This is a genomic window from Nostoc sp. GT001 (genome assembly GCF_030382115.1).
Lineage (GTDB): Bacteria > Cyanobacteriota > Cyanobacteriia > Cyanobacteriales > Nostocaceae > Nostoc.
Map to the genome: position 1 here is coordinate 1,863,257 of NZ_JAUDRJ010000003.1, position 10,702 is coordinate 1,873,958.

Here is a 10,702-nt window from a genome sequence, read left to right on the forward strand (position 1 = left end):
ACGGCCGAAAAACGCATATATAGCAGTTGCCTTGGTAGGTTAGGACATCAACCGAACATGAAGATTACTCTAAGCCGAGGCACGGGCTAAACGCCCCGCTATCGCTAACATCACTCAGGACTGAGTGTTGTCAAACCCCGACACCAAGGACTTTTGAGCCTGTTGCCTATTACCTGTTGCCTATTATATAAAACCACCAACTAATAGGGTTGCTTGTAGAAGTGAAGACATCCCGCAACAGCAAACGTGTCTAAGTTAGTTTGGAGCTTATAGATGTTGGAGAAAATTAATACCCTCAATGGGTTTCAGGCAAACTTAGCAGACCAAGCAGCACTGGAAACTGCGCTCCTGACCCATCCAGAAATTGAAGAGTGTCGGGTATTAATCCGAGAAACAGAAACCGCAGATATGTGGTTAGTTGCCTACATAGTTGCATCAGGAAAATGTTCGTTGGCACAACTAAATGCATATTTGCGGGTTCATTTGCCAAACAATATCCTGCCTCAATCCTACGTTTGGTTATCCAGATTGCCGCTTACCAGTGAGGGACTGATTGACGATCGCCGACTAACTGATTTGGTGGCAATCGACATCGATTTGGTTAATCGATGGGAGTCGTCTTTGCGATCGCTCTCCTCGATTAACCAAGTCGCAGTTATCGTACAAGAGCAGAGGAAACAACTACCACCATTACACGTTTGGGATTTGCTAGGTAATCCACAAGGAACAAAGCCCAATTTTCAATTAGAGGATTCTGGAGAAAAACTAGAATTAGATGGCGTCAATCAACAATTTGAGCCTTCACAATCTCAGATTTCCCAGCCAAAAGCCAAAGCAATTAGTCATGGCGAACCTTTACAACTGGGAACAGACGCAACTACTAACTTACCAAAACTACTTCAAAGGGCAGCGTTACAAAGCTCAAAAGGAATTACTTACATCCAACCCGATGATACTTACCAAAATCAATCCTACGAAGATTTATTAGACGCAGCTCAACGCATTTTGGCGGGTTTAAGAAAGTTGGGGCTTGTGCCTCAAGATAGAATTCTCTTTCAATTTGACCAACCTCAAGATTTCATTCCTGCTTTCTGGGGCTGTATTTTGGGCGGATTCATCCCAATTCCTTTATCCGTTCCTCACGCCTACGATCGCTCTGATGGTTTCGTGAATAAATTAGCTCAAATCTGGCAAAGACTAAAACCAAGCTTGGTACTAACTAACGAGCGATTAGCACCTGAACTGAGACGTTCCCTGACAGATTTACCACTTGACAATTTGGCGATCGCTACCATCAATGAGTTGCAATCTCACCATCCCGATCCTAACTGGTATGTTCCGGCGACCGATGATTTGGCAGTGCTATTTTTAACTTCTGGCAGTACAGGTACGCCGAAAGCAGTTATGCAAAGCCATCGCAGTCTCATCTGTCGGTCGGCTGCGAGTGTCCAGATGAATGGGTTTACCCAAGAAGATGTTTCCTTGAACTGGATGCCACTCGATCACGTTGCCGGATTAGTGTATTTTCATATTCGGGATGTGTATGTGGGTTGTCAACAAATTCATGCTGTCACCGATTGGGTATTGCAACAACCCCTGAAATGGCTTGATTGGATATCTAACTATCGGGTGAGTGTGACCTTTGCACCCAATTTCGCTTATGGGCTAATCAACGCAGCTGAAGCAAAACTTTCTCAGGGGCATTGGGATTTATCATCAGTGCGATACATCTTTAACGGAGCAGAAGCCATTGTCGGCAAAACTGCAAGAAGATTTCTCGAATTGCTGACAGCCCACGGACTCCCGACTACGGCAATACATCCAGCTTGGGGAATGGCTGAAACTTGTTCGGGAGTGACTTACTCTCACAACTTTTCTGGAGAATCAACTACAGATGAAGATGCATTCGTAGAAGTTGGAGCGCCGATTCCCGGATTTTCTCTGCGGATAGTTGATGCTCAAGACCAGCTCGTTGAGGAAGGAGCCATCGGACGACTGCAAGTTAAAGGACTGACAGTCACATCAGGTTATTTTGGTCAACCGGAACTGAATTCAGAGGTTTTTACAGAAGATGGCTGGTTCAAGACGGGAGATTTAGGTTTATTACGACAAGGACGTTTAACAATTACAGGCAGAGAGAAAGACGTTATTATCGTCAATGGCCTGAATTACTATAGTCATGAAATCGAAGCAGTTGTTGAAGAAATTGCAGGTGTAGTTGTTTCCTACACTGCCGCAGTGGCCGTCCGCGATGGAGAAACTACAGAACAACTGGCTATCTTCTTCCATACAGGTGAAGCGAATGAAATGCAAATTTCAACGTTGATGCAAACCATTCGCCAAAAAGTTGTGCAACGTTGTGGGATCAATCCCAGCTATGTGATTCCAGTTGAAAAAGCTGCGATTCCCAAAACGGCCATTGGTAAGATCCAGCGATCGCAACTGGTTAAACGCTTTGAATCAGGTGAATTTAAACCTATCCTGCGTCAGTTTGATATCCTCAGTGGCAATGCCAACACAATACCTGACTGGTTTTATCGCCGAATTTGGTGTGTTAAGCAGTTAAGTCACAAGCATCTGGAGCCAGTTAAACTTCCGACTCAGAAATCCCTCGTGTTTCTCGATGGTTTAGGTTTAGGAAATTACCTGTGTACAGAACTCAAACGCCATAACCAATCTTATATCTGCGTTGCAGTAGGTACGGATTTTATCAAATCTGAGCAAGGCGATCGCTTTACCATCAATCCCGAAAATCCCGATCACTATCGGCGGTTGCTAGAGTCTTTGGCATCGGATATTCCCACTCAGATTTTGCATTTATGGACATATAACGAGTTTATGAGTCAGGTTTCTAGTCTAGAGGAACTAGAACGTGCCCAATACTTAGGACTATATAGCATTCTATTTTTAGTGCAAGCCTTAGCAAATGCCAAGGAAAAACACCAACTACTAGATGTAGACATTCAGTTACAAGTCATTTCTAACAACGTCCAGTTAACTAGCAGCGATGATGCGATCGCTTATGAAAAATCCACACTTATCGGATTATTGAAAACAATTCCTTTAGAACTATCTTGGTTGCACTGTCGCCACATTGACTTGGAAGTTGGGTCACTGGAAACAAATGCTAACTATGTGTTTAAAGAATTAAATATTACTAAATATGATAGTGAAATTGCTTACCGTCAAGGTCAACGGCTAGTCTCGTCACTTGCCAAAGTCGATATGCTTGCTAGTCCAACCCAAGAAATACCAATTAAACCAGGGCAGACTTATCTGGTAACAGGCGGATTGGGTGGAATTGGGGCTTCAGTTTGCCAATATTTACTTAAGCAATTTGGTGTGCGATTGCTGATTGTTGGCAGAACAAATTTGCCACCAGAAACAGAATGGTCGCAGCATCTCGAACAGAATACAGCGATCGCCAAACGACTGAAAAATTATCGATCTCTCTTAGCGATAAGTGGTGATTTATTATACAAATCTCTTGATGTCTGCGATTTAACTTGTTTGCAACAGGCTGTCACGGAGGCAGAGTTGAGATGGAATCAACCCTTGGCAGGAATTATTCATCTCGCAGGTGAAGGCGACCTCAAACACCACTGGACAGTGATGGAAAATCACTGGATAGCTGCGGCTACATTAGAAAGCTTTCGTACCATGCTGCGCCCGAAAGTTCAGGGCACTTGGACACTTTTTCAACTGATTCAGAATCGACCAGATGCCCTTTTCATCGGCTTTTCTTCCGTAAATAGTGTGTTTGGCGGAGCAACCTTTAGTGCCTATGCTGCTGCCAACAGTTTCTTAGATGGTTGTTGTCAGTATCAGCAATACCATTACCATCCTGAAACTTACTGCTTTAACTGGAGCCAGTGGGATGATGTTGGCATGAGCGAAGGAAACCCCATCCACAGCCGGGAAGCAGCTCATCGCTTGGGCTATCAAAGTATTACTCAAGAACAGGGTTGGCGTTCCTTGCTGGCAGGTTTATCGCGTCATCAACCGCAGCTGATTGTCGGTTTAGATGGCAGCAATCGCCATATTCGTCGATATCTGAAAACAGAAGTCGATAACGTCGAGAAATTAACCGCTTATGTCACCACTGTAGATGGTGCAGAGGTGCATGATTGGGAGCAAATGAGAGTTAGCGATCGCTTTGGGACTCCTAGCCATTGTGAAATTGTACAGCTTGCGGAAATGCCTTTGACACAAACGGGTACGATAGACATTGCCAAAATTATTGGCAGCAATCAGAAGCACAACCAACCTTGGCAAGTCGTTTTGCCCCAAACTGACATTCAACGCCAGATAGCTCAAATATGGCAAGACGTACTCGGCATTTCTTCGGTGAGTATCGATCGCAACTTTTTTGAACTCGGTGGCAGTTCGCTCACCTTGGTTCGGGTTCACGATCGGTTACAACAACAATTTGGGCAACATCTATCACTGATTGACTTGTTCCAATATCCAACGATTCAGACGCTAGCAGAGTTTCTGAATCAAGCTCAAATGCCATTGCCGGAGCGATCGCAATTATCGCCATCCCATCACCTGGGTGAAATGAAAAGTACCCAGCAATTAGAAATTGCCATCATCGGTATGTCTGGGCGTTTTCCAGGAGCCAAAACACTCGATGAATTCTGGCAAAACTGCTGTAATGGCGTGGAATCGATTTCATTCTTCAGTGATGAAGAACTGGAGTTAGCCGGAATCGATTCTTCATCCTTGAATGATGCCAATTATGTGAAAGCTAGTGGTATCTTATCTGACATAGATTTATTTGATGCCGCGTTTTTCGATATCTCGCCCAAAGAAGCTCAAATCCTCGATCCGCAACATCGCCTGTTTCTAGAGTGTGCTTGGGAAACACTCGAAAATGCTGGTTACGACCCCGCAACTTATACAGGATTAATCGGGGTTTATGCAGGTATGGGGATGAATCTTTATGCAGGTCGAACTTACTGGAATCACAATCTTTACCCAAATCGCGATCGCCTAGAACACGTTGATGACACACAACTGGCGATCGCTAATGGTGCGGATTTTCTCCCCACGCGGGTTTCATACAAATTCAACTTGCAAGGGCCGAGCGTCAACGTCCAAACTGCTTGCTCAACTTCCTTAGTTGCAGTTCATCAAGCCTGTCGGAGTTTGATTCAGGGAGAATGCGATATGGCTCTGGCTGGTGCTGCGGCGATCGCAGTACCCCAAAAATCTGGTTATCGGTATCAGCCAGGAATGATTCTTTCACCCGATGGTCACTGCCGAGCATTTGACGCTAACTCCCAAGGAACCGTTGGCGGCAATGGCGTTGGCATTGTGATGTTAAAACGATTGGCAGATGCGATCGCCGATGGAGATCATATTTACGCCGTCATTAAGGGTTCTGCGATTAATAACGATGGCTCCCAAAAAATCAGCTATACGGCTCCCAGCGTTCAGAGACAGGCAGCAATGATTGCCCAAGCCCAAGCGATCGCAGATATTAATCCAGAAACTATTACTTACATCGAAACCCACGGAACCGGAACGACTCTCGGCGATCCGATTGAAATTGCAGCCTTAACCCAGGCATTTCGTAGCAAAACACAGAAGCAACAATTTTGCGCCATCGGTTCTGTAAAGACTAACATCGGACATTTAGATACAGCTTCAGGCATAGCAGGATTGATTAAAACAGTTTTGGCACTCAAACACCGATTGCTACCGCCTAGCCTAAATTTTAAACATCCCAATCCCAAGATTGATTTTGCTAACAGTCCATTTTACGTAAATACAACTTTATCAGACTGGCAAACAGACCAAATGCCTCGGCGGGCTGGCGTAACTTCTTTAGGTGTTGGCGGTACGAATGTTCATGTGATTTTGGAGGAAGCACCGGGGGAGAGTAGGGGGGCAGGGGGCAGGGGGCAGGGGGCAGGGGAGCATGTCAAATCCCTGTTGACGCTTTCGGCAAAAAGTGAAACAGCGTTATGGGAATTAGCTGGGCGGTATGTGGGGTTTTTGGAGTCTTGCTCAGAAGTATCTTTGAGGGATATTTGTTATACGAGTAATGTGGGGCGATCGCATTTTGATTATCGGCTGGCTTTGGTTGCCGATTCACCCGCACAATTGAGAAATCAACTAACAACATTTATTGCCGAAAATTCGCGCACTCGCTCTCAGGCTTCAGGGGTAGCTTTCCTATTTACTGGACAAGGTTCGCAGTATATCGGTATGGGACGAGAACTTTACGAAACCCAACCTGTTTTTCGGCAAGCCCTCGAACGCTGTGCCCAAATCCTGGACTCGTTATTAGAGCAACCATTGTTAGAAGTGCTGTATCCATTAGGGGAAAGGGGAAAGGGGAAAGGGGAAAGGGAAAAGAACTTAGGGGGTCATATTCTGGATGAAACGGGCTATACCCAACCTGTCTTATTTGCTTTGGAATATGCATTGTCTGAGCTATGGCAATCTTGGGGTATCAAGCCTAGTGTTGTGATGGGTCATAGTGTGGGCGAATATGTTGCCGCAACTGTTGCAGGTGTATTCAGTCTAGAAGATGGATTGAAACTCATCGCCGCACGGGGTAAATTGATGCAAGCACTACCGCAGACAGGGGCAATGGTAGCGGTATTTACTGATTTGGCACAAGTATCTGCGGTAATTGATTCATTGCCGGAGGTGGCGATAGCTGGAATCAACGCACCAAGGCAAATCGTTATCTCTGGTGCGGCTGGGGCGATCGCATCGGCTGTGGCTATCTTAGAAGCCAGAGGAGTGCAAACAAAGTCACTGAAAGTTTCCCATGCTTTTCATTCGCCATTGATGCAACCAATGGTGGCAGAGTTTGGGCAGATTGCCCAGCAAGTGAGCTACCGGACACCAAACCCGAATATTCGATTTATTTCCAATATCACAGGGCAATTGGCAGGAGTGGAGATTAGCACGCCTGAATATTGGGTGCAGCATGTGTTGCAGCCAGTGCAATTTGCTAACAGCATTGTCAGCCTGTCAGCGTTAGGAAATTTGGCTTGTTTGGAAGTGGGGCCGCACCCAATTTTAGTAAGCATGGGTCGTCAGTGTATCCCAGAATCGGGACATCTGTGGCTGGCAAGCCTCAAATCGCAAGAATCGGATTGGCAGCAGATGTTGAGCAGTTTAGCGGCGTTGTATGAGCAGGGAATATCGGTGAATTGGTCGGAGTTTCATCGGGGATCTGAGCATCGGCGCGTGGTGTTGCCAAATTATCCCTTTGAGCGATCGCGTTTTTGGGTTGAACCAAACAAAGACAGCAGCCAAAAAAAGGTTCAACTCTCCTCTGCAAATCTTAAATCTTCTCATCCTCTGCTCGGTTCTAGATTGCACTTGGCAGACTCGAAAGAGATTCGTTTCCAGACGCAAATCAATTCTCATTTCCCCGCTTTTTTAGCTGACCATCGCGTTTACGGAAAAGTTATCGTGCCAGGAACAGCCTATCTAGAGATGGTTTTAGGGGCAGCAGCGAAGGTTTTGAAATGCAAAAATTTAATTTTAGAAAATGTCCTATATAAACGGGCATTAACTCTATCAGAAAATGAAGTTAAAACACTCCAGCTAATTCTTCACCCAACGGAACAACAGGGATATTCCTTTGAAATTTTTAGTTGTGAACTAGATGAAGAAGATTCTTCACCCTCTTGGATACTGCATGTTTCTGGAAATGTCAGCGCATCTGATCTCAAACCATCGATGGAACTCTCTGCAACGCCCTGGCTTCCCAAAGAAGTAGCTTCCCATCAGCAAGACGAACATTATCAACAGTTTCTTCAACGGGGAGTTGATTATGGTGCTAGTTTTCGGGGAGTTAAAAACTTGTGGTTGGATTTAGAAGTAGTGAGAGGGGAAATTGAGTTACCCCAAATATGCGTTTTAGAAACAGACGTTTATCAGTTTCATCCAGCATTCTTGGATGCCTGTTTTCAAGTTTTACAAGCTACGTTCCCACAAGATGGTAGCAAAGAGGCTTATGTACCGATCGCCATCAAGCGATTGCAAGTTTGCGATCGCCCCAACAACCGACTATGGAGTTTTGCCAAAGTACATCCTAGCCAGAACAGTGGCAAAACACTCATTAGCGATTTGCAATTAGTTACAGATGATGGTGAGACTCTAGCGGTTGTTGAAGGTCTGCAACTTCAAAGGGTCGCTTCGGCTACATTGACCTCTCCTCAAGTTCCCCCAGACTGGTTTTATCAAATCGAGTGGCGACCTCAAGCCCGAATGGGGCGATCGCTCTCACCGGACTACTTGCTCAATCCCAAGGACATCAGCCACAACCTGATTCCTCAATTGGCTGAACTTCTAACAACAATCTCATTAAACGAGGAATTTTTACCCCAACTCGAAGCCCTCAGTGTGTCTTATGTAATCAGTGCCTTACAACAACTAGGATGGGACTTTCAACTCGGATTGCAGTTCTCCTTTACAGAAATAGCAGAACAGTTGGGGGTGATTAGCCAGTATCACCAACTGCTACATCGGTTTCTGGATATTTTGACTGAAGCAGGGTGGCTCAGACCTCTTGATTGTGCCAACGGCAGATATCACTGGGAAGTAATTAGCACCCTCGATCGCCAAACGCCGCAACCAGACCAACTGTTAGTCCAATTCCCTACCGGAGATACTGAGATCGCCCTAGTAGAACGCTGTGGTGCCAGCTTACCAGAGGTACTTCAGGGAAAACTTGACCCGCTACAATTACTATTTCCCGATGGTGATTTCACCCTGCTGACGCAACTGTATCAAGATGCCCCAGCTGCTAGAGTGATGAATACATTGGTGCAAAAGGCAGTTTCCGCTGCACTGCTGCGAGTACCACAGGGAAGCAAGATCCGCTTGCTAGAAATTGGAGCGGGAACTGGCAGCACAACCGCTTACATTCTGCCGCAATTGAATAATTATCAAGCTGAATACACTTTCACAGACATTTCACCTCTGTTTGCAGCCAAAGCACGGGAGAAGTTTCGGGATTACCCATTTGTCCGCTATCAGGCTTTAGATATCAGCCGAGATCCAGCGACTCAAGGCTTGGAAGGGCAACAATACGATGTGATTCTGGCAGCCAATGTGTTACACGCGACACCAGATTTACAACAAACATTGGCCCACGTCCACAGCTTATTAGCACCAGGCGGAATTCTGGTGATGTTAGAAGTCACCGATCGCCATTGTTGGCTAGATTTGAGCTTCGGTTTGACCCCAGGTTGGTGGTTGTTTGCCGATCGCTGGTTACGACCGAATTACCCACTCTTAAGTAGTGCCGAGTGGCAAGATGTGTTGCAAGCGAATGGATTTACATCGGCGGTGGCGATCGCACCTAAAAATCAAGTCATCGGTTCCCTGGCTCAGGCTGTGATTGTTGCCCAAAAAGGAACCGAGAGCCATATACCACAAAACTGGCTAATTTTAGCAGATAGTCAAGGTATCAGTCAGAAACTTGCTCGACGGTTTCAAGAACGAGGAGATACTTGTACTCTAGTTTTTCCCGGACAGGAATACGAACTGTTGAGCGAGTTCGAGTTTAGGATTAATCCTCAGAAACCGGAAGATTTTCAGCGGTTGGTTTCGCACATACTTAGGAAGCGATCGCGTCTTTTAGGGGTGGTACATTTGTGGAGCCTGGAGACTTTAACCGTCGAAGATTTGCAAGCAGCAACCCGTATTGGCTGTGGCAGTACTCTGTACTTGGTGCAAGCCCTAGTTAAAAAGATGGGTATAACGCCACCTCAGTTATGGGTAATAACTAGAGGAGCAGTTGCCGATAAAGCTGGATTAGTTCAATCGCCCCTATGGGGAATGGGGAAGGCAATCGTCAAAGAACACCCAGAATTACAGCTTCGTTTGATAGATTTAGACCTCCAAGAAAATTATCGGCTAACTCAAAATCCCCTTGATGCATTATTTGCAGAGTTGACATCACCAGATCGAGAAAATCAAATTGCATTCCGTAATGGGATGCGTCAGGTGGCAAGACTGGTTCCTTACCGTAATCCCAATGAAAAAGTAGGGGAGCAGGGAGCAAGGGAGCAGGGGGAAAAATCACCCACAAGGGGTGAGTTTTCAACCAACGGGGAAAAAGAGCAAGGGAGCTTTCACCCACAAGGGGTGAGGTTTGTACCTTTAGTTCCCCCTGCCCCCTGCCCCCTGCCCCCTGCCTCTTATCAAGCAGATATCCCCATCCACCCAGATAGTACCTACTTAATTACTGGTGGATTAGGGGGACTGGGACTGCTAATTGCCCATTGGTTAGGAGAACGTGGGGCAAAGCACTTAGTTCTCATGGGACGCAGGGGAACAAACGAACAGAGCGATCGCCAGATTCAGCAACTTCAGGCACAAGGTGTATCGGTGATGGTAATGCAAGCTGACGTGTCTGTGCAGTCACAAGTGGCGGAGGTATTGGCAGAAATTGGCCGCAGCCACCCACCTCTACACGGCATTATCCATGCAGCCGGAGTGTTGGATGACGGTGTTTTACTCCAGCAAACTTGGGAGCGCTTTCATCGAGTCATGGCACCAAAAGTACAAGGTGCTTGGAATCTGCACGCATTAACCCAAGCCCTACCGCTCGATTTCTTCATCTTGTTTTCTTCGGCTGCTTCTGTTTTGGGTTCTGCTAGGTCAAGCTAATCACTGCGCTGCCAATGCCTTTTTAGACGCTTTAGCACATTATCGTCATCAA

The 10,702-nt window shown here is 46.0% G+C and carries 1 protein-coding gene and 1 pseudogene; both read left to right on the forward strand.

Annotation, left to right across the window (positions count from 1 at the left end):
* The first annotated feature begins 273 nt into the window (after positions 1-273).
* Positions 274-10,650, forward strand: coding sequence for a type I polyketide synthase (locus QUD05_RS10805; protein WP_289796035.1), 10,377 nt, complete (start codon positions 274-276; stop codon positions 10,648-10,650).
* Positions 10,634-10,696, forward strand: a pseudogene (locus QUD05_RS10810) (KR domain-containing protein); the annotation flags it as partial. The gene QUD05_RS10805 and the pseudogene QUD05_RS10810, both read left to right, overlap by 17 nt.
* Positions 10,697-10,702: the final 6 nt, after the last annotated feature.

Bases quoted from the DNA above. Each gene is read 5' to 3' on its own strand.
- QUD05_RS10805 (WP_289796035.1), top strand. From the start codon at position 274: ATGTTGGAGAAAATTAATACCCTCAATGGGTTTCAGGCAAACTTAGCA.